Origin of the sequence: Pseudomonas weihenstephanensis (assembly GCF_016812185.1) — a bacterium.
GTDB classification, from domain to species: Bacteria; Pseudomonadota; Gammaproteobacteria; order Pseudomonadales; family Pseudomonadaceae; genus Aquipseudomonas; species Aquipseudomonas weihenstephanensis.
The window spans coordinates 274,159-294,907 of sequence record NZ_JAAEBV010000002.1 but is presented as its reverse complement, the minus strand read 5'-3'; the positions used below and the strand labels follow the sequence as shown (position 1 = coordinate 294,907).

Annotated in this window: 18 protein-coding genes; 5 read left to right on the top strand and 13 right to left on the bottom strand. The window is 57.6% G+C overall.

Annotated features, from left to right (window positions below; all coding sequences use genetic code 11):
• Positions 1-313: 313 nt before the first annotated feature.
• Positions 314-2,005: a DUF4153 domain-containing protein gene (locus GYN01_RS08830; RefSeq protein WP_048402266.1), complete on the top strand. Its 1,692-nt coding sequence runs from the start codon at positions 314-316 to the stop codon at positions 2,003-2,005.
• A gap of 44 nt (positions 2,006-2,049) precedes the next feature.
• Here the strand turns inward: GYN01_RS08830 and GYN01_RS08825 are convergent, their stop codons facing one another.
• Positions 2,050-3,246 (bottom strand): class I SAM-dependent rRNA methyltransferase, encoded by a 1,197-nt coding sequence (locus GYN01_RS08825; protein ID WP_048364015.1) that lies wholly within the window; start codon positions 3,244-3,246, stop codon positions 2,050-2,052.
• 201 nt (positions 3,247-3,447) lie between these two features.
• On the opposite strand from GYN01_RS08825, the gene GYN01_RS08820 reads away from it, so the two are divergent.
• Together GYN01_RS08820 and mutM are read left to right on the top strand one after the other, a co-directional pair.
• Entirely contained in the window at positions 3,448-4,260 is an 813-nt protein-coding gene (locus GYN01_RS08820) for an HDOD domain-containing protein (protein ID WP_173427017.1), read from the top strand.
• A gap of 23 nt (positions 4,261-4,283) precedes the next feature.
• Positions 4,284-5,096, top strand: a complete 813-nt coding sequence (gene mutM / locus GYN01_RS08815) for a bifunctional DNA-formamidopyrimidine glycosylase/DNA-(apurinic or apyrimidinic site) lyase (RefSeq protein WP_048364017.1) — start codon at positions 4,284-4,286, stop codon at positions 5,094-5,096.
• A gap of 137 nt (positions 5,097-5,233) precedes the next feature.
• Here the strand turns inward: mutM and GYN01_RS08810 are convergent, their stop codons facing one another.
• The 5 genes from GYN01_RS08810 to GYN01_RS08790 form a co-directional block, all read right to left on the bottom strand.
• Entirely contained in the window at positions 5,234-5,485 is a 252-nt protein-coding gene (locus tag GYN01_RS08810; RefSeq protein ID WP_048364018.1) for a YfhL family 4Fe-4S dicluster ferredoxin, read from the bottom strand.
• Positions 5,486-5,585: 100 nt separating this feature from the next.
• Entirely contained in the window at positions 5,586-6,068 is a 483-nt protein-coding gene (coaD, locus tag GYN01_RS08805; RefSeq protein ID WP_019409197.1) for a pantetheine-phosphate adenylyltransferase, read from the bottom strand.
• Between the two features lie 115 nt (positions 6,069-6,183).
• Positions 6,184-7,779, bottom strand: coding sequence for a GMC family oxidoreductase (locus tag GYN01_RS08800; RefSeq protein ID WP_048402264.1), 1,596 nt, complete (start codon positions 7,777-7,779; stop codon positions 6,184-6,186).
• A gap of 90 nt (positions 7,780-7,869) precedes the next feature.
• Complete coding sequence (locus GYN01_RS08795) at positions 7,870-8,415, bottom strand: hypothetical protein (protein ID WP_048364020.1); 546 nt, start codon at positions 8,413-8,415, stop codon at positions 7,870-7,872.
• Between the two features lie 12 nt (positions 8,416-8,427).
• Positions 8,428-9,858, bottom strand: coding sequence for a coniferyl aldehyde dehydrogenase (locus tag GYN01_RS08790; RefSeq protein ID WP_048364021.1), 1,431 nt, complete (start codon positions 9,856-9,858; stop codon positions 8,428-8,430).
• 164 nt (positions 9,859-10,022) lie between these two features.
• Here GYN01_RS08790 and GYN01_RS08785 point away from each other — a divergent pair, with 164 nt between their 5' ends.
• Both GYN01_RS08785 and GYN01_RS08780 read left to right on the top strand, forming a co-directional pair.
• Positions 10,023-10,691, top strand: coding sequence for a TetR/AcrR family transcriptional regulator (locus GYN01_RS08785; RefSeq protein ID WP_048364022.1), 669 nt, complete (start codon positions 10,023-10,025; stop codon positions 10,689-10,691).
• A 30-nt stretch (positions 10,692-10,721) separates the two neighbouring features.
• On the top strand, positions 10,722-11,576 hold the full coding sequence (locus GYN01_RS08780) for a sulfurtransferase (protein WP_048364023.1): 855 nt from the start codon (positions 10,722-10,724) through the stop codon (positions 11,574-11,576).
• Positions 11,577-11,607: 31 nt separating this feature from the next.
• Here the strand turns inward: GYN01_RS08780 and GYN01_RS08775 are convergent, their stop codons facing one another.
• The 7 genes from GYN01_RS08775 to GYN01_RS08745 all read right to left on the bottom strand — a co-directional run bounded on the left by GYN01_RS08775 (position 11,608) and on the right by GYN01_RS08745 (position 20,595).
• Positions 11,608-12,450 carry an AraC family transcriptional regulator gene (locus tag GYN01_RS08775; RefSeq protein WP_173427016.1) on the bottom strand — a complete coding sequence of 281 codons (843 nt, stop codon included), beginning with the start codon at positions 12,448-12,450 and terminating at the stop codon, positions 11,608-11,610.
• A complete protein-coding gene (locus GYN01_RS08770) occupies positions 12,450-13,439 on the bottom strand; it encodes a hydrolase (protein ID WP_048402303.1) in 990 nt (329 codons plus the stop codon). Before GYN01_RS08770 ends, GYN01_RS08775 begins: the two co-directional genes overlap by 1 nt.
• 42 nt (positions 13,440-13,481) lie before the next feature.
• On the bottom strand, positions 13,482-15,035 hold the full coding sequence (locus GYN01_RS08765; RefSeq protein ID WP_203306905.1) for a M16 family metallopeptidase: 1,554 nt from the start codon (positions 15,033-15,035) through the stop codon (positions 13,482-13,484).
• Positions 15,028-16,374, bottom strand: a complete 1,347-nt coding sequence (locus GYN01_RS08760) for a M16 family metallopeptidase (protein WP_203306904.1) — start codon at positions 16,372-16,374, stop codon at positions 15,028-15,030. The genes GYN01_RS08765 and GYN01_RS08760 overlap by 8 nt, the downstream gene beginning before the upstream one ends.
• Positions 16,375-16,468: 94 nt before the next feature.
• On the bottom strand, positions 16,469-17,902 hold the full coding sequence (locus GYN01_RS08755) for a M16 family metallopeptidase (protein ID WP_203306903.1): 1,434 nt from the start codon (positions 17,900-17,902) through the stop codon (positions 16,469-16,471).
• Positions 17,895-19,241 (bottom strand): M16 family metallopeptidase, encoded by a 1,347-nt coding sequence (locus GYN01_RS08750; RefSeq protein ID WP_203306902.1) that lies wholly within the window; start codon positions 19,239-19,241, stop codon positions 17,895-17,897. Before GYN01_RS08750 ends, GYN01_RS08755 begins: the two co-directional genes overlap by 8 nt.
• 100 nt (positions 19,242-19,341) lie before the next feature.
• On the bottom strand, positions 19,342-20,595 hold the full coding sequence (locus tag GYN01_RS08745; RefSeq protein ID WP_048364028.1) for a M16 family metallopeptidase: 1,254 nt from the start codon (positions 20,593-20,595) through the stop codon (positions 19,342-19,344).
• Between the last annotated feature and the right edge of the window lie 154 nt (positions 20,596-20,749).

Sequence of the window (20,749 nt, the reverse complement as noted above, 5' to 3'; positions counted from 1 at the left end):
GCGATTTTATTAGCTTCCAGAGTGATTGTTTTCATCTTGATGCTCCTTACATTGGGATAGGACACTTCAGATATTAAGTTCAGTCACTTCATGCTGTGTCATTCTTAAAGTGACTTTGATAAAGCTAGCTGCTCAATAAAAAATGACAACGTTGAATCGTGTAAGTTATTACCCGCTTTTTCGTAGGAATTATCCTGCTAAAGATGATGGCTGTAGGAGGCGCCCCCGGCACGCTTACAAAAATGGCCGTATAGGCGATCTGCAACTTAGCGCTTAGAGTATCGGTGTGTTTTAACAACAGGGATTTTGAACAATGGTCATTACACGCTCTATCAAGGCCTGCCTGGGCATTGGCCTGGTGCAGGGGCTGCTGCTCTGGTTGGCCAGCGGTATCAGCGAACATGGCATCAAGTTTGCGCTGGTCACGGCGGTTTTGGTGGGGGGCATCAATGCGCTGCTACTGGGCGATGCCCTGCGTCAGCGCGGCACCCTGTGGCTGGTAATGGCGTTGACGGTGGTGATGTCGGCCATCAGCGCCTGGGTGTTTTGGGACGGCGGGGAGCAGTGGCGCTCCAGCAGTTGGCTGACCGGCAGCTGGACGTGTTTTGCCGTGGTGATTGCCTACATTTGTACGGCCTTCATCTTGAGCTGGCCAACCCGCGAAGGGCGCTATCCGCGCTACGAAGACTTGTTCCGTCACGCGTGGGACACGGTGTTCATCGTGTTGCTGGGATTGCTGCTTAACGGCGTGTTCTGGGCCTTGATTCTGCTGTGGGGCAGCCTGTTCAAGATGCTCGGGATTGTGGCGCTTAACCAATTGTTCTCCACGGACGGGTTCATCTACATCAGTTCAGCCGTAGTGTTTGCGCTGGGCGTGAAGATGGGCCGCGACAACGATCGGGTCATTGGCCTGTTGCGCGGCATTCTGCTCACGTTATGCCGCTTCTTGCTGCCTCTGGGGGCATTGATTGCCCTCGTGTTCACCTTCGCCCTGGCCTTTACCGGGTTAGGCCCGATCTGGGACACGGGGTATTCGACGCCGATCATGTTGTGCCTGGTGGCGGTCAATCTGTTTTTGCTCAACGGCGTGGTGCAAGACGGCGAGCACGAAAGCGGCTATCCGAAGTGGCTGCTGCGCATGGTCGACCTGTGCCTGTTGTGCCTGCCGGTACTGGTGGTGCTGGCCGGGTATTCGAGCTGGTTAAGAATTGAGCAGTACGGCCTGACGCCAACCCGTTTACTGGCGATGTTGCTGGTGGTCGTGATGCTGGTGCACAGCGTGGCCGCCGCTTGGGCCGCCGTGGTGCCGCAGCGTCAGTGGTTGTGGCGCTTGCGGGTCAGCAACCCGGTGATTGCACTGCTGAGCGTGGTGGTGTTATTGGCCATTCACACCCCGTGGTTCAGCCCGTTGCAGTTCAGCGCCAAAAACCAGATAAACCGGGTCTTGAGTGGCCAGTCATCGGTCGAAACCTTTGATGCCGATGCCTTGCGCTATCGCTTGGGACTTCCCGGCAAACAGGCCTATGACGCGTTGCTGGCGCAAGTGGAGCAAGGGCAGGTATTGACGGAGCCTGAGCGCCAAGTGCTGCTCAAACGTCTGAAGGATGCAGACACCGGCGGTGGTGTTCGAGCGCCGAATGCGCGGGTGCTGGAGTGGATCGGCCCCAAGGTTGAAGGCAGTGAGCAATTTGATCTGCCGGGCGTCGGCGGGCAGCCGTGCTGGGCACCGGGTTGTGCACTGTGGGCCGTGGATCTGGACAACGACGGGCAGGTGGAAGTACTGCAATTGCCCAAGCAAGGTTGGTCTGACGGGCTGTACTTTTTTACGCGCGATGCGCAAGGCGAATGGAAGCGTGCGGGCACCTATGAAGGTGGCGAAAACCCACTTCAAATGATTGATCAGATTCGGGCAGGGAAGGTGAAGGTGGTGAAGCCGCGCTACCAGTCATTGCAGATTGGCGAGGTTGAGTTGAACCCCAAACTGGACCGCGAACCCCAGCCATGAAGCGCAACCCGTAGCCGCTGGCGGCTACGGGTTGACGCTACTGCTTAGCTGTTGGGCAGCAAACGGCAGGTGATGCTTTTGATGTAGCGAGTTTCTGGGATCGCCGGGTGTACCGGGTGATCCGGGCCTTGGCTGCCGCGTTCCAGCAACTGGATGTTGCGGTCCAAGTGGCGGGCGCTGGTCAGCAAGATGTTTTGCAGGTCGTCTTCGGGCAGGTGCATGGAGCACGATGCGCTGAACAGGATGCCGTCTTTGGTGAGCAGGCGCATGGCTTGCTCGTTGAGGCGGCGATACGCGCCTTCGCCGTTTTTCAGGTCTTTTTTGCGTTTGATGAACGCCGGAGGGTCGGCCACGATCACGTCGAAACGTTCTTCGTTGGCTTTGAGCTCTTTGAGCGCTTCAAACACGTCGCCTTCCATGCAGGTCACACGCTCGGCAAAACCGTTCAGTGCCGCGTTACGCTCAACACCGTCCAGCGCGAACGAGGACGCGTCAACACACATCACTTCGCTGGCGCCAAAGGCCGCTGCTTGAATGCCCCAGCCGCCGATGTAGCTGTACAAGTCCAGGACGCGTTTGCCCTTGGCGTACGGTGCCAGGCGGGCACGGTTCATGCGGTGGTCGTAGAACCAGCCGGTTTTCTGGCCGGCAATGACCGGTGCTTCGAACTTGACGCCGTTTTCTTCCAGCGCGACCCACTCCGGCACCAGGCCGAAGACGGTTTCGACGTAACGCTCAAGGCCTTCGGCATCACGGGCAGCCGAGTCGTTCTTGAACAGAATGCCGCTTGGCTTGACTACTTGGACCAAGGCTGCAATTACGTCAGCTTTGTGCATTTCCATGGTTGCAGAGGCCAGTTGCACCACCAGGATGTCGCCGAAACGATCAACCACCAGGCCTGGCAGCAGATCGGAATCGCCGAACACCAAGCGGTAGTAAGGCTTGTCGAACAGGCGATCACGCAAGGACAAGGCCACGTTCAGGCGGTGAACCAAAAACGATTTGTCTAAGGGCACTTTCACGTCGCGCGACAGCAGGCGCGCGCAGATCAGGTTGTTAGGGCTCATGGCAACGATGCCCAGCGATTTGCCGCCAGCAGTCTCCAGCACCGCTTGGTCGCCAGCCTTAAAACCGTGCAACGGAGTGGTGGCTACATCGATTTCGTTGCTGTAGACCCACAAGTGGCCGGCGCGCAGGCGTCGATCGGCATTGGCTTTAAGGCGCAGGCTTGGCAGGGACATGACGTCGCTCCGGGTATTGAAAAGGGCGCGATTATAGCCTTAGACGCAAGCGCGGGGCTTGGTTGATTCACCGCATTGCGTCGGATTACGTACCCAACCCGGCCGAAAATTCCGTTAGAATCGCGGGCTATTCCAGAGTGTGTCGTCATGCCCCCAGAGCTTTCATCCGAACAGATCAGCCAAACGCTGCAAGGCATCAGTGTGCCGCCTCAACCGCAAATCATGGTGGATTTGCAGATGGAGCAGTACATGCCCGATCCGGACCTGGAAGTGATCGCCCGTCTGATTGCCCAAGACCCCGGTTTATCGGGCGCCTTGATGAAGATCGTCAACTCGCCGCATTACGGTCTGAGCAATAAAATTGCCTCGATTCAGCGTGCCGTCACGTTGCTGGGCAGCCGTACCGTGATCAACCTGATCAACGCGCAGTCGATCAAGGGCGAGATGTGCGATGAAACCATCGTGACCCTCAACCGCTTTTGGGACACCGCGCAGGACGTGGCCATGACCAGCATGACGCTGGCCAAACGCACCGGCTCTCAGGCGGTCGATGAAGCCTACGCGCTGGGGTTGTTTCACGATTGCGGCATCCCGCTGATGCTCAAGCGCTTCCCTGACTACATGGCCGTGCTGGAGCAAGCCTACGCCAATGCCAGCCCGGCCAGCCGTGTGGTTGACACCGAAAACCGCCATTTCAACACCAACCACGCGGTGGTCGGTTATTACACGGCCAAGTCCTGGCGCTTGCCGGAACACCTGACCCACGCCATTGCCAATCACCACAATGCGCTGGCGATTTTCAGCGATGACTCGTCGCGCAACAGCCAACTGAAAAACCTGCTGGCGATCCTCAAGATGGCCGAGCACATTTGCGCCTCGCACAAGGTGTTGGGCAATCAGCGCGAAGACCACGAGTGGAACAGCATCAGCCACTTGGTGCTCGATTACATCGGCTTGTCCGAATACGACTTTGAAAACCTCAAAGAGAGCATCCGCGAGCTGGGTGCTCACTAGGTTTTTCCCCGCAGGAGCCTTGCATGCCTGAATTACCTGAAGTTGAAACCACCCGCCGCGGTATCGCCCCTCACCTGGAAGGGCAGCGGGTCAGCCGGGTAATTGTGCGTGAACGGCGCCTGCGTTGGCCCATCCCCGAAGACCTGGATGTACGTTTGTCGGGGCAGAAAATTGTATTGGTCGAGCGGCGTGCCAAGTATTTATTGATCAACGCCGAAGTGGGTACGCTGATCAGCCATTTGGGCATGTCGGGCAATTTGCGTTTGGTTGAGGCCGGGTCGCTGGCGGCCAAGCATGAGCATGTGGATATCGAACTGGAGTCCGGGCTGGCCTTGCGCTACACCGACCCGCGCCGGTTTGGCGCGATGCTTTGGACCCACGATGCGCTTAATCACGAACTGCTGATCAAATTGGGGCCGGAGCCGCTGACTGACCTGTTTGATGGCGACCGGCTGTTTCAGCTGTCGCGTAAACGTTCGATGGCGGTCAAGCCGTTCATCATGGACAACGCGGTGGTAGTGGGTGTGGGCAATATCTACGCCACCGAAGCGCTGTTTGCCGCCGGCATAGACCCGCGCCGGGAAGCCAAAAGCATCTCGCGGGCGCGCTATTTGAAGCTGGCGATTGAAATCAAACGGATTTTGGCCGCCGCCATTGAGCGCGGAGGCACTACCTTGCGCGACTTTATCGGTGGCGATGGTCAGCCCGGTTATTTTCAGCAAGAGCTGTTCGTGTACGGGCGGGCCTACGAGCAGTGCAAGGTATGCGGCAGCGAGTTGCGCGAGGTCAAACTGGGCCAGCGCTCCAGCGTATTTTGCCCGCGCTGCCAGTCGTAGACGCACTGACGAAAAAACCGTCGTGAAATCAGGTTCGACCCTGCGTCAGGTAAACCGCAAGTATCAGGCCGCAAGGACGTTGCCGAAGTGGCACGCGGCTCTGGCGTAGCCTCGTTCCTTCGGCAACGGCTACCGACTTACGCTTTGCCGGTTATCGCCCGGTATTTTTCCATCAATTGGGCTTCGGTTTCCGGGTGGGCTTCGTCCAGCGGGATGCAGTCGACCGGGCACACTTGCTGGCATTGCGGCTCGTCGTAATGGCCGACGCACTGGGTGCACAGGTTCGGATCAATGACGTAGATCTCTTCGCCCTGGGAAATGGCGGCGTTCGGACACTCGGGTTCGCAGACGTCGCAATTGATGCAATCGTCGGTGATGATCAGGGACATGGGTACTCCTGCCGGGGCGGTCGGCCCGGGCAACTGAAATCGAATGCGGGCAATTGTGCCGCATTGGCGCCCGCAGTGCACGCGGGCGCCGCTTCAGCGGTCATTTCTTGCGAAAGCGTTCGGTCAATGCGTCTGCGACCACCGGGTGCACGAATTTGCTGATATCGCCGCCCAATGCCGCAATTTCTCGGACCAATGTCGACGATATAAACGAATAGCGCTCTGACGGCGTGAGAAACAGGCTCTCGACGTCTGGTGCCAGTTGGCGATTCATGTTCGCCAGCTGGAACTCGTATTCGAAGTCAGACACCGCACGCAGGCCACGCAGAAACACATTGGCGTTCTGCTCTTTGGCAAAGTGCGCAAGCAGGGTCGAAAACCCCACCACTTCGACATTGGGCAGGTGTTTGGTGACTTCACGTGCCAGCTCAACGCGCTGTTCCAGAGGGAACAACGGGTTTTTCTTGGTGCTGGCCGCAACAGCAATGATGACGTGGTCGAACAAGCGCGAGGCGCGTTCAACCAGGTCGCCATGGCCCTTGGTAATAGGGTCGAATGTACCTGGGTACAACACTCGGTTCATCGCGTCGTCCTGGCGGGAATCCGTTGGGGAGTCGGATGGTATCGCAGCATTCCCGGTCGGCCAAGTCGCCATTGGCAGAAGAAAGCACTATAGACGCCGCCGAATTTGTCCTTTTTCACGGATTTTCAAGACGCTTGCCCAACTGCGTGGCCAGTTTTGCAGTCAGCCCGTACACCGATAATTGTGGGTTTGCGCCAATGCTGGTGGGGAATAGCGAGCCGTCGTGGACCGATACGTTGCGCAATTGATGATGACGCCCAAGGCTGTCGGTGACCGCCATGTGGGGATTTTCTCCCATAGCGCAACCACCCATGACGTGGGCACTGGCCAGACGTGTCCGATACAACTCCAGGCTCAAACTGTCTATCAGTTCACGCGTTTCACTCAAGTTGTTCACGTAGCGCGCATCGCTGTGCAGCGGCATGACGGCGCTGGCACCCGCCGCAAACTGAATCTCGGCCATGCTGTGGAAAGCGCGTTTCAACCCCTCCCAGACATACGGCGTGAGGCTGTAATCCAGCACCGGGGTGCTGTCATTGCGCAATTGGACGTTGCCGCCGCGACTGTCTGGATGAAAACCGTCGCGCATCAGCGCCAACATCATGTGCGTATTGGGCAGTTGGGCCATGTGTTCGGCGCTGCTCTCGCCGTAGCGGGCGAACAACGTGGCAGCCAGTGCGGGGTGGATCGGCGGTACTTCGAGTTTGTAGCCCATTGAGCCGGTGGTACCGTCTTTCCACTGAAAATGATCGGAGTAAATCGACTGCGGTGCGCCTTCAAACGCATTGATAGCCGTGGGAAAGGTTGCCGCAGAGAAGTTGACCACATGCAGGAAGGTGCGTTTGCCCAGTGTTTTATGCGGGTCTGGAGCATCTGAGCGCATGAGTAAGCCGGGGGTGTTGATGCCTCCGCCCGCGAGCACGTAATGCCGCGCCTTGACGGTGATGGTGCGGCCACTGGGTGTCACGCAACGCGGGTCCATGCCTTGGCACTCAAGACCGGTGACCTGATCGCCCTTGATTAACAGGCGCTGGGCGCGGGCCAGATACAGCAGCTCGCCGCCTTTTTCGAGGGTCGCAGGGATAGTGGTCACCAGCATGGATTGCTTGGCATTGGTCGGGCAGCCCATGCCGCAATAGCCCAGGTTCCAGCAGCCGCGAACGTTTCGCGCGATTACATGCCAGCTATAGCCGAGCTTTTCGCAGCCGGTGCGGATGACTTGATTGTTGGCATTCGGGGGGATCAGCCACGGCGCTACGCCTAAACGCTGTTCCATCTGCTCGAACCACGGTGCCATTTGTTCGCTGCTGTGGCCGACCACGTGATGTTCGCGTGCCCAGTGTTCAAGGGTTTGTGCGGGAGTGCGAAAGCTGGACGTCCAGTTGACCAGCGTTGTGCCACCCACGGCCCGGCCTTGCAGGATGCTGATGGCGCCGTCCCGGGTCATGCGGCCTACGCCTTCCTGATACAGGCTGGTGTACGCCTCGCCTTCGAGCATTTTGAAGTCGCTGCTGGTTTTGAGCGGGCCTTCTTCGATGAGTAACACTTTGAAGCCCGCCGCGCTGAGGATTTCAGCCGTGGTGCCGCCTCCCGCACCGCTGCCGATGATGGCCACATCAGCGTGCAGCGTCAGGTCGCTGTCCAGTTGTGAGCCGTTGTAGGTTTTCCAGCCTCGGGCCAAGCCTTCGCGAAACAGATCCGGTACGGGCATTAAGGTGTTCCTTGTCTTTTTATTTTTATGAGTGGCAGGTTGTCTGCTCACTGAAAATCGGTAGGCGCGAACGTGTTCTTATGGGGGTATTCAGACTGTGGGCGGTCCCGGATACCCGCAATGGGCCCAGGACTCTGGCCGCTCGTACCAACTCATCATCACCAGTTGCACCAAGGAGGCGTGACCCATGCGCAGCAGGCTCAGGCTGCTGTTTTGCCAGCGCTCAAGAAAGTGGCGAACCTGCTCAGGGCTGGCGGTTTCCCAGCGGCCCCAGACGCCAGTCAACGGACCGCGCGTAACGGGCATGGCCACGACGTCGAATAATTGCCGGGTGAGTGTGAGCAAGGCGGGTGACAGGCGGTTGAGGTTGTCGTCCAGCGTGTGCAACGTGGCATCGGCAGCGCTGGGCATGAGCGGCGCGGCAGTGCTGGCGGCCAGCATCACCGGGATCAGCGTGCGCAAAAAAGCCAGATCGCTGCTGCGCAGTACCGCAAAGCCGCGGGCGTTGTCACGGGCGGAGCAGCCTGTGAGGCTGGCGCTCAACCCGGCTGTCGCCAGTAGCGCGCTGGCACACAGCCCCACTTTAAGGGCGCCTCGACGTGAGAGCAGCGCGTTTTCAACACGGGGTTCGGGCATGGTCGGGCCTCGCTAACGAATGAACAGCTTCTGAACCAAACGCCCCAGCTTTCGTCCATAAGGCGGATAAATGGCCAGTGAGCTGTTCACGCGCTGCTTGGCCAGTACGCCCTTGGCATGGCTGAAGGTCAGAAACCCTTCATGGCCGTGGTAACGGCCCATACCGGAAGGCCCGACACCACCAAACGGCAGGTCGTCAACGGCCACATGCAGCAAGGTTTCATTGATGCACACGCCACCTGAGTGGGAGTTTTGCAGCACGCGCTGTTGCTCGGCTTTGTTGTAACCAAAATAGTAGAGCGCTAGCGGTCGCGGCCTCTCAGTGATGTAGGCCAGCGCCTGCGCCAAGTCGCGGTATGCCACGACGGGCAGCAAGGGGCCAAAAATTTCCTCCTGCATCACCTGCATGTCGTCGTTGACATCCAGTACCAGGCAGTGGGCCATGCGTCGGCCCTGATCCTGTTCATAAAGAGGGATCAGGCGTGCGCCTTTGGCGACGGCGTCTGTTTTGAGATGTTCAAGCCGGGCCAGTTGGCGCTCGTTGATGATGGCGGTGTAGTCCGGGTTATCGATCAGCGTCGGGTAGAAGCTGTGCATCACTTGGCGGTAAGCGTCGACAAACCCTTGAACGCGGTTTTCTGGCACCAATACGTAGTCCGGGGCGATGCAAGTCTGCCCGGCGTTCAGGCTTTTGCCCCAGGCAATGCGCTGTGCTGCGTCTTTGAGCGGTACATCGGCCGACACGATGGCCGCAGATTTACCGCCCAGCTCCAGCGTCACTGGGGTGAGGTGTTCAGCGGCGGCACGCATGACCAATTTGCCGACCTGGGTGGAGCCGGTGAACAGCAAGTGATCAAACGCCAGCCCGGAGAACGCAACGGCGACATCGGCTTCGCCCAGCACTACCGCCACACTGTCTTCAGGAAAGATGCGCCCCAGTAAATCTTTGAGCAGACGCCCGGTGGCCGGGGTGAACTCGCTGAGTTTGAGCATCACCCGATTGCCGGCCGCCAACGCACCGATCAATGGGCCCATTGCCAGATAAAGCGGGTAGTTCCACGGCACGATGATGCCGATCACCCCCAAGGGCTGATACATGACGTGGGCGCTGGCAGGTTGAAACATGAGGTCTACGCTGCGGGCAGAGGGTTTCATCCAGCGTTTGAGGTGTTTGAGGGTGTAGTCGATGCCATGCAGGCTGGGCATCAGTTCGGCAAATAAGGTCTCATCGGCGCTGCGATGGCTAAAGTCCTGGCTGATGGCGTCGATTAAGACTTCACGCTCATCACTTAACAGCTGGCGCAGGCTTTTTAGCCATTGCTGACGTTGCTCAAGGGGTGGGTAAGGATGTGCAGCGTAAGCCTGCCGTTGTTTGTCGAGCAGAAGATGCAGATCACTCAGTAAGTCTGAGGCGTCTTTGGGGTAGGCACTGTCGACAGACATGGGTCGCTCCGAGCTGATTTTTATAGGTGTAATTTTTAAGAGAGCAAGGACGTTTCTAGAGCCTATGCTCTAAGTTGTCAATCAGGGGGCCTGCCCGCCGCGATGTTTATCGAACTGAGGTTAGCCGTAAGATGCCGTCCGTTCTCAAATTAAAGCCCAAGCCTATGGCCACGCGAATAAAAACCAGCCAGCGCATAGTCAACAACAGCCTGGAGTTGTTTAACCAGCTGGGCGAGCGCGCTGTCAGCACCAACCACATTGCCGCCCATATGGAGATATCTCCGGGCAATCTGTATTACCACTTCCCCAACAAGCAGGCGATCATCTCGGTGTTGTTCAACGAGTATGAAGCGCTGGTGCTGAGTTTTCTGCGCCTTCCCGAAGGGCGTTTACCCACCGTTGCGGATAAGCATTTTTATTTGCAGCAATTGCTCGATGCCATGTGGCGTTACCGTTTTCTGTACCGCGATATCGAGCACTTGCTGCACAGCGACAGCGAGCTGGCCACCCGATATCGGCATTTTTCACAGCAATGCTTGAAGCAGGCGCAGGCGATTTATTCAGGGTTTGTCGACGCTGGCATTCTCAACATGACGCCACTGCAAATCGAATCGGTGACCCTCAATGCCTGGATCATTCTTACCTCGTGGATCGGCTTTTTGTGCACCACCCGTGAGACGAGTGATCAGCTCAGTGAGCAAGCGATCAAACGGGGTGTTTATCAACTGCTGGTCCTTGAAGCCGGTTTTGTGACCGATCAGGCGCGTGATGCCATTGATGAGTTGATTCAGGAATATTATGTGCCGCTGGACTTTGCGCTAGACGATCACTAACTGCGTTTCACCCCTTCACAGGAGTTCACTATGCCCGTTGCGCAACTGATCAGCCCTCACGCCCTGAAAGAACGTCAGGCGCAACCCGGCCTGATTATTCTGGACTGCCGCTTTGCCCTGGAAGACCCCGACTATGGCCGTTGCAGCTATGGCGAAGGGCATATCGAAGGCGCGCAGTATGCAGACCTGGAACGGGACCTGAGCGGCCCGGTGGTCAAAGGCGTGACGGGCCGTCATCCGTTGCCCGATGCGCGGGCATGGGTTGAGCGCTTGCAGGCGTGGGGCGTCAATGCAGACAGCGACGTGGTGGTGTATGACGACGGACCAGGTGCGTTTGCCGCACGCGCATGGTGGTTGCTTGCCTGGCTGGGCAAGCGCGACGGTGTGTTTATGCTCGATGGCGGTTTGAAAGCGTGGCATGCGGCCGGTTTCTCGTTGAGCCTGGATGCCGTGACGACGCCGCGCGGCACCTTCGAGGGTGCGCCGGATAAACACTTGGTACTGAGTGCCGAGCAGCTGCAAACGCGCCTGGGTGATCCGCAATTGACCTTGATCGATGCGCGCGCGCTGCCGCGTTTTCGCGGTGACGTTGAGCCGATAGACCCTGTTTCAGGGCATATTCCGGGCGCGCAGTGTGCAGCGTTTGGCGAAAACCTCGACAGCACGGGGCGTTTTCTACCGGCTGAGCAACTTAAACAACGCTTTGCTGAAAAACTGGCGGGGCGTTCGCCAGATGCACTGGTGGCATATTGCGGTTCCGGGGTAACGGCGTGCCATAACCTGTTCGCGCTGGCGTTGGCGGGTTATCCACTGGGCAAGCTGTACGCGGGGTCGTGGAGCGAATGGATCAACGATGCGCAACGAGGCGTTGCTACGGGCGATTAAGCATGGCGCCGCGGGGTGCCCGTTGCGATCGCTACGTCAAATGAGCGTTGTTACGCGCTGCGCGATAGGCCCCCGGGCCAACGCCATAGACCTTCTTGAATTGCCGGCTCAAGTGGCTTTGATCGGCAAAACCCAACTGGGCGGCGACCTGCACGGGCAAACACCCTTGTTGCAATAACGCTCTGGCATGAGCGATGCGTTGTTGCATCAGCCAGGTGTGCGGCGGCATGCCAGTGGCCCGTTGAAACACTCGCGCAAAGTGAAACGGCGACAGATTGACTGCCGCAGCCAGTTCTTCCAGCGACGGCGGCTGTGCCAACCGCGTCTGCAACAACTCTTTGGCTTGATTCACCGCGCGGTGTTCGACACCGGGTTTGGCGGGCGTGGGTAATCGTGCGTGGCGATGGAGCAAGGCAAACATCCTCTGGCGCCACACCGTTTGTTGTTGCAGCGCTGATTCCGGGCCTTCGAGCAATTGATGTAACTGGCACAACCCGCTGAACAGTTCAGGGTCTTGCAGCAAGGTGTCCTTGAACAGGGGCAGGTGTGCGCCGGGCAGTTCCAGTTCGTCCAGCAAGCGGTGCATTTGCGCGTTATCCGGGTAGAACGCGCGATAACGCCAGCCTGCGTCATGTCCCTTGTGACCGTTATGCACCTCGTCGGGGTTGATCAACACCAGCGTGCCCGTGGCCGCCAGATGCTCTGCACCGCGATAGCGATAACGCTGGGCGCCCGCCATGATCATGCCGATCACAAAGCCATCATGCACATGCGGCACAAAGCGGTGTTCGATGTAGCGAGCGGTGAGCAACTCGACGCCCGCCAATGGGGGCGTTTGCCAAAACCGGATGGACTCAACCTGCTCGCTGTCCATCACGCCGAACCGCGGCGCAGGGAAGCCAGCCATTGTGGAATGCGCCGCTCAAGATAGTACTGGGGCGTCCTCAGTGAGCCTTCGATGAAACCGACATGCCCGCCCTTGGCGTGCAGCTCCAGCTCGGTGTCGACCGCCAGCTCGCAGGCGTCGGGAATACTGTGTTTGAACACAAACGGATCGTCTTGGGACTGGATAATCAGTGTCGGCGTTTGAATGGCCCCCAGAAAATAGCGACTGGAGGCGCGACGGTAGTAATCGTCGACATTCAAATATCCGTTAAGCGGGGCCGTGACGCGGTCGTCGAACTCCCAGAACGTGCGCATTTTGCTCAAGGACTTGAGCGTGCCCAGTTCGGCCAGTGTGGCCAGACCTTCCTGTTTGGCATCGTGCTCAAACTGGCGCTGCTTGTTTTTGACGTACGCCACCATCTCACGCATGAAGTGCGCCTGGTACACCTTGGAAAATCCCAGGCCAATGCGGTCGGCGCACTGGTCGAGGCGAAAGGGCACCGACACCGCGACGGCGCCTTGCAGCTCACTGCCCGTCCCCGTTTCGCCCAGGTACTTGAGCAGCACGTTGCCCCCCAACGAATAGCCCACGGCATACAGCGGTGCCAGCGGGTAACGGGCCCGCAGGTGAGCCACGGCGGCGGCCAGGTCTTCACTGGCGCCGGAATGGTAACTGCGAGGCAGTAAGTTGGGTTCGCCGGAGCAGCCGCGCCAGTTCAGGGCTACGCTGGCCCAGCCTTGCGCCGCGAGTGCGCGCTGCTGGCCCACGATGTAGTGCGAACCCGAAGAGCCGGTCAGCCCGTGGAGTAATAGCACCAACGGTGCATAGGCTGACGGGGTGCCGTGCCAATCCAGGTCCAGAAAGTCGCCGTCCTCCAGCCACAGTCGCTCACGCTGATGTTCAACGACAGGTTTTGTGCGCCACAACGGTCCCCACAGCGTTTGTAAATGAGGATTGCCCAAGCCCGAAGCAGGGATAAACGGTTGAGCAGGTATGACAGGGAAAGCGGTGGCGCGCACTTAGGTTCTCATTGGGTAGCGGGGGAGTGGGGTGTGCTTAAGTTGCCACAACATAGGCCCACGCCCAAGTGTTGTTTGAGCCCCGAAACTGCCCCAGTTGGTCGAAGTACAGATGCTTTGCGTGCTGTCCTGCGGGCGGGTCCTTTCTGGCAAGGGCAGTTGCTCAGCCTGTGGCCCGACTGTCACGCTGACCCAGCCTTCTGTCTTGAAATGGCGGCTCATGGCGCCTCTTATGTGTGCTGGGGTCATGTTTTGAATGGCCTGGGTCTTGTGAGTAAAGTTCAAGGACTGGTCAAAACGATTGATAATTACCAGCTCATTGCGCAGGCTCGCATTGGTGGCCGTCAGTTGGGGCAGCGCTTTGCGGATGTATTTCTTGATGTCGTCCAGTTGTTCTTTGCTAGGCCCCTCTTTGATGTATTGGGCAAACAGGGCTTTGATCTGCGCTATGGTCGCCTGGCTGTAATGGGGTGGCAGGGAAAGATGAATCACCCAAGGGGTTTGGCCCTTGGCGTGATTGATATCGGACAGCACGCCGTAGGTCACACTGTGCAGTTCACGCAATTGTTTATTAAGTATCTGGTTGAAGATCACATTGCTGATACGCACGGCCAACGCATCCGGGTGGTGATCGGGCAAGGAGTTATGCCCCATCATCAGCAGAGTCTGGGTGGTGCTCTCTTGCAGGTGAAGTGTTGTACCGGTGTTTGTGGAGGCAACCAGCGCCCCTGAAACAGGTAGGGCAGGGCCACTTGGCAGGGCATCGGCGAGTGTTTGACTGAGCACTTGCGCTTGCTCACGTGACAGATCACCCACAATCACTATTTGTGCATTTGTTGCCGTATAAGCGCGGCGATAAAAAGCCCGAACCTGTGTGGTATCAATACGCTTCAGGCCGTCGAGGGTGCCATACATGGGGTTTAATAAGGGGTCATCGACATATAACGCCTTATGAACAAGTGCATGCGCCCGCGATTGCGGGTCTATCTGATCGAGTTTGAGTCGAGTTTCCAGTTCGTACCTGGCGTGCCGTAAGCCACTCTCGGTAAAGCTTGGCTGTGAGAGCATTTCAGCCAGCAGAGCCATGGCAGGAAGCCTGATTTCAGGACTGCTCAAAGTACGCAATGTGAAGTGGCTTTGCTCTGTACTAATGCCGTTCTCCACATTCACGCCAAGCTGATCAAATGCTCTGGCCAGCGCCTGAGCATCCTTTAATGTAGAGCCCTCGTTGAGCATCGACAGTGTCATGGCGGCCAGGCCGGGTGTGTTTCCTTCGTAGTGACTGCCTGCTGCAAAACTGATGTGGAGGTCGACCATAGGTAAGTCGTGTTTTTCCACAAATAACACTCTGGTGCCCTGCCTGAGTTTCCAGTCCTGGATAAGGGGGGCGTGCAGCGTCAGGGCTGGCTCTTTCAGCTCCAGCAGCGAGGCGAGAGGGGTACTGGAGACCGTTTTTTCTGCAGCGTGCGCGTACTCGGTGACCAGTAATGCAACGCTTAGCCACGCGCTCAGGCAGGCAGGTAAACAGCGTGTGATCAGGTTGGCCTTAATCATGGGGCACCTCTTCAGGCAATGCATAGCTGGTGGTGAGTCGGTTACGGGACAGAAACGTTTGAGCGGTGTGTTGAATGTCCTGCGGGGTGATGGATTTGAAAACATCCAGCCTGGCTTGCTCGTCCTGCCAGGACAGACCGGCCACTTCCAGTTCACCCATGTGTGACGCCTGATTAAACAGTTCGTCACGGTCAAATACGCGCCGCGCAATGATTCGCGTGCGTGCACGCTCAAGGTCTTCAAGCGCGGGCGGATTTTTTTTCAAGGTGTCGATAATGCCAATAATCCGTTCCTTGACCGCCTCCAGCGACTTTGCCTTTTCCATATCAGGCATCGCGCTGATGTTGAACAACTCATCACCCCGGCTGATGGCGTTGTAATGGGTGGTTATCGCCGTCACGAGGCCTTCACTGCGCCATAACTGGCTCTTGAGCAACGAGCTGTCCCCTCCTGCGAGCATCTCGCTGAGCAGTTCCAGTGCTGGGGCAATATGGGGTGCGGTCTGAGTGTTCTGGCTGGGAACGTTGAATGCCATGTACAACATCGCGGGTTGGTGAGCGATGTATTGCGTGATGCTGCGTTCACCCGGCGCAGCCAGTTCGCGCGCCACTGTGCGTACGGGTAACGCTCTTCGCGGGATAGGGCCGAAATAGCGGTCGGCCAGTGCTTTGACCTGCTCTGCCTGCACATCACCGGCAACGACCAGGATGGCGTTATTGGGTGCATACCATTGTTGGTACCAGCGCTTTAAATCGTCGATGTGCAAACGTTCTAGATCATGCAGCCATCCGATGATCGGGCTTCCTTGCGGGCTGGCCGGGTGGGCGAGGCGATGGAGCAGTTCTCTAGCCCGTTGCACGGGGTTGTTATCAACAACTTCGCTGCGTTCGCTTTTTATGACCTCACGCTCTCCCATCCATTGGGCCTGCGTCAGGTGTGATGTGCTCATTTGGTCAGCCAGCATTTCAAAGCTCACGGCCAGTGCGTGCGGTGGAGTCGTTTGAAAGTACAGCGTCGCGTCATGTTCTGTGGTTGCGTTCTCACTGCCACCCAGGTGTTGCAGGATCTGGTCTGATTCGCCCGGGCAGAGCTTGCTGCTGCCATTGAACTGCATATGTTCAACAGCATGAGCCAGGCCGGATTTTCCGGGTTCCTCCTGATTTGAACCGCTGCGGTACCACAAGTGGGTATGTACAAGGCTGGCCCGGTGGTCTTGGTGGACGATGAGTTTGAGGCCGTTATCGAGTATGAATTCATGCGTGGAAGGCGCACGCGTGGCGCACGCTAACAGCGGTTGCAATGCAATGCCGAGCACCAGCCCGGCGATGAGTCGTTTCATGGTGAGTGTCCTGACGGTTGAGCGTCAGGACAGGTTGAGTCAAACACGTGTAGCAGATGCGTTACATAAGTACGCAATAACAGGTCAAGGGCCCTCAGGGATGAACGGCGGGTATAGGTCGTTGCGCGGCGATCGGGCCATGGCTTGTGATTACCCATTGATCGCTTTTGAACTGGCGATTGATCGCCTCTTTGATGTCTTGCCGAGTGAGTGATTGGGCCTGCATGGCCAGCGCATCAAAGTGTCTGGGCAGGCCGTGAGCGCCCATGATGAGTAGTTGTTGGAGCATTTGCGCATTGCTGGCACTGGTCAGCGGCAGGTTACCTGCCAGTTGGCGCTTGGCAGCGGTGAGTTCCTGCTCAGTCGGCCCTTCGTCCAACCACTGTGAAAACAGGGCCTTGACCCGCTCAATTGCGGCGTCTTGCAGGCCGGGTTCGGTCTGCAAGCTAATTGTCCAGGGGCCGCCTGCGTGCCAGGCCGGCATGAACGAAGACGCTCCGTAGGTCAGCCCGTGTTTGTGGCGTAACTCATTCATTAGACGGTTATGGCTGGCCCCGCCAAATATCAGATTGGCCACTTGCAGGGCAACGTAATCGGGGTGCTGGGCAGGTACGCCGGGCTGTGCAAGCAAGATCAGGGTTTGGCTGGCGGGGGAATCGAGGTGTGTATGCCCGGCAGGGGGCGCAAACGCGGTGGTGATCGCGACAGGCGCCAGTGCAAGCCCTTGGGGCAGCGCTTGGCTGAGTGCGATGCTTAAGGTTGTTGCGTCGTCCAGCGATATATCCCCCACGATCACCAGCAGCGCGTTGGCGGCGGTGTAGGCCTTCTGATGAAATGCCCGCACGTGCCCTTCATCAATCAACCCAAGACTTTGGTCGTTACCCTGCTGGGCGCTGGCGTAAGGGTGGCCGGCATACAACCGGGCATGCAGGTCTTGTTGGGCAAGGGCTGTGCGATTGTGCCGGGTGATCTTGAGTTCATTGAGCAGCGACGCTTTGGCGCGGTCGATGGCCGCAGGTGTGAAAGCCGGTTCAGAAACCAGCCGGGTAAGCAGTTGCACGGCTGCGTTTCGTGTTTCGTTGTCACTCAGGGTGCGCAGGCTTAACCGGGCTTCATCTTTGTCCAGTGAGGAGGTCAATTGAGCGCCTAACTGATCAAGCGTTTCGCCGATAAGCTGAGCTTCCATGCCTTCGGCGCCTTGGCTCAGCATTTTCAATGTCATGGCCGCAAGCCCCGGTGCGTCATCGTCTCTGCTGCTCCCGGCAGCAAAGCGGATGCTCACGTCTACGACGGGAATTTCACGGGTTTCAATAAACAGTACACCAGCGCCTTCGTGCGTAGTCCAAGCCTGTATTTGCAGTGCCCGGGTTTCGATTTGGCGGTCATCAAGGCTTTTCAATGTCTGTAATCCGTGCGGTACAGCATCAAGTGCCAGCGCTGAACACGTCAGGCAAATGCCCGTGAACAGTGTCGTGATTAAAGCCACTGTCTGGGATGTACGCGTGGGAGCCACGGGCATGTTAGTCATGTTTTTTCTCCTGCCCGGAAACATAGGCGGCGCTGAAACGGTTCTCGGTGAGGTAGGTGCTGGCCAGCTGCTGGATGTCGGCGGGCGTCAGTGCGCGCAGCGTTTGGGCTTGCGTGTCGAGGGTGGACCAAGGCAGGCCGATGCTTTCCAGTTCGCCTATTTCGCTGGCTTGTTTTTCAACCTGATCGTGGGCGTAGATGCGTTTGGTGATGAGCCTTCGTTTGGCACGATCTAAGGTCTGGGCACTGACCTGGGTGGTTTTTAACTCGCTAAGCTGTGCCCAAATCAAGCGTTCAACGGCTTGCGGTGTTTCAGTGCGTGACGGGCTGATTTCGGCCCAGATTCTGAGCAAGGCATCACCGCGATTCAGCAGGTCGTAATGTGAATAAGTCCCCGCCAGCAGACCTTGCTGATGAACCAGACGAGCCTTGATAAACGAGCTGTCGCTGCTGGCCAGCAGTTCGTTGAGCAACAGCAGGCCAAAGGCGGTTTTAGGGTCTTGCGCGGTGTTTAAGCTGGGCAGATTAAAGGCCATGACCAATTTCCCACTGGGGCTTGGGAGGTCAAGGTGCAGGCTTCGGCGCCCAATAAGTGTCAACTCTGTCGGTGGCCTCGCAGCCGTTAGCGGACGCGGGGTAAGGGGGCCGAAATGCTCGGTGACCAACCCTTGAACCTGCTCCAGCGTCACATCCCCTGCAATGACCAGTAAGGCGTTGTTTGGCGCATACCACTGTCGGTACCACTGGGTGAGTTGCAGATGTTGCAGGCGACCAATGTCATGCATCCAGCCCAGCACAGGGGTTCTATAAGGACTTGCTACATGGGCTATGGTTTTGATCCGCTCATTGACCAGGCTCCAGAGGTTATTGTCGACCGTTGTGCGTCGCTCGTTTTCGATGACTTGGCGTTCTGTCTGCAACTGGGCTTCGCTCCAGCGTGCGCTGTTCATCTGGTCTGCCAGGATTTCGAGAGACACGGCGAGCCGGTTTTTAGCCTGCAACTGGGTATAAAAAGTGGCATCCGGGCGGGTCGTTGCGTTGGCGCTGATGCCCAGCGACTCAAGCACCTTCAAGCCTTCGCCCTGTGGCAACTTGCTGCTGCCTTTGAACACCATGTGCTCCAGGGCGTGAGACAAGCCTGTTTGCCCTTGTTGCTCATAACTGGCGCCCACTTTGTACCAAAGCTGGGACGCGACCACGGGAGCGCGGTGGTCTTCGCGAACGATGACTTTAAGGCCGTTTTGAAGTGTAAAAACGTGAGTAGGAGGGGGTGTTTGTGCATAAACGGTCGCGGGCAACCACAAGGCGATAAGCCAACGACCCAAAAGAGGGTATTTCATCCGGGAAGATCCTTGAGTGTTCTGAGTAGGTCAGAACAGGTTGGATCAGCCCGAGTACTGCAAGGCGTTATATAGGTAGCGCGGCTGACTTAAAGAGCGATCAGGCTTCTCGCGCAAAGATATGCGTGACGCTTAAGCGCTCCGGGCAGAAATACTGATTAGCGACGCGCTGGATGTCATCAGCCGTGATGCGCTGCAATTGTGCGGGTTCGCTATCGATCAGTGTCCAGCTTTGGCCGATGGCCTCAAGGTTGCCAATGACCGAAACCTGTACTTCCAGTGAGTTCAGCTCATCAAGTTTTTTCAGGGCCTGAGCCTGGCCGTAGCGCAGAGTGTCGGGGTCGAGTGCATGGAGTTTTAGCCCCTCAAGCAGCTGTTTTATTTCCAGCTCAACCTGTGGCAGCGACGCAGAGGTGTGTGCACCGAGCGTAGCCGCGATCAGAAACAGATCATCGTTGAGGCGATAACCCGGCAGGCGGGTGATGGCGCTGGTCAGCGTTTTTTTCCCCTCAGATAACTTGCCTGGTAGCCAGGCGTCAGGGCCGCTGGTGAGCAAGGCACTGATAACTTGCAACGCCCGGATATCTTGAATGTTTTCGGTGGTAGAGACGCTGGGTGTGTTGAAGGCCATTTGCAGGCGTGGCAGCTCGGTGTCCAGATATTGCGTGAGCCTGCGCTCCGCAGTGTGCGGCTCGCCCACCGGTTGTTCCTGCCTCTTATAGGGGGTGCCGCGTGCGAAACCTCCAAACAGGCGTTGAACCACCGGCTGGGTGTGTTCGAGTGTCGTATCCCCTGCAATGACTAGAATCGTGTTGTTGGGCGCGTAGTTCTCCTTGTGCCAGTGCAGCACATCTTCAACGGTGATGTGGTCAAGGTCAGCAATATCGCCGAACGTGTGAGCTTTACCGGCTGCCGGAAAGATGAGTTGTTCAAATTGTGAGGTGATCCAAAAGTCGGAGGTGAAGTAGGGATCTGCACGTTCCAGTTCTTTTGTGCGCTTTATGCCTGCGTTGAGGCGCTCTTGGGACAGTATCGGTTCCTCCATTCTGCTCGCCAGCATCTGAAGTACCGACGACAACGCGGCACGGGGGGCTTCAAGGCTATATGTGCTGACATCGTAATCAAGCCAGCCATTGGCGATGGCGCCGATTTCATTGATCAGGGCTTTATTTTTGAACGCAGCGCCGCCTGTAAGGTATGCCAAGCCTTGTTGGTCAGGACGTTCATGGCGAGTGCCTACTTTGTGAAACAGTGAGGCGCAGACCATTGGGATGCCCGGGTCTTGGCGTATGACAACGCGCAAGCCGTTGTCCAGCGTAAATAGGTGAGTTGCTTTGTCGGTATTGGGTCGCATATTCAACATTCCGTTGTTCAGGGACGCGCTGATCAGGTGCAGATTTGCACATGAGGCGTGTGGTTTATTTGAACAGGCAGAATGCGATGGTGTGAGGGCGTGGAGGCGGTAAATAAATATGGAGGTTAATCGCGGGTGGGTTTGTAAACCTCTA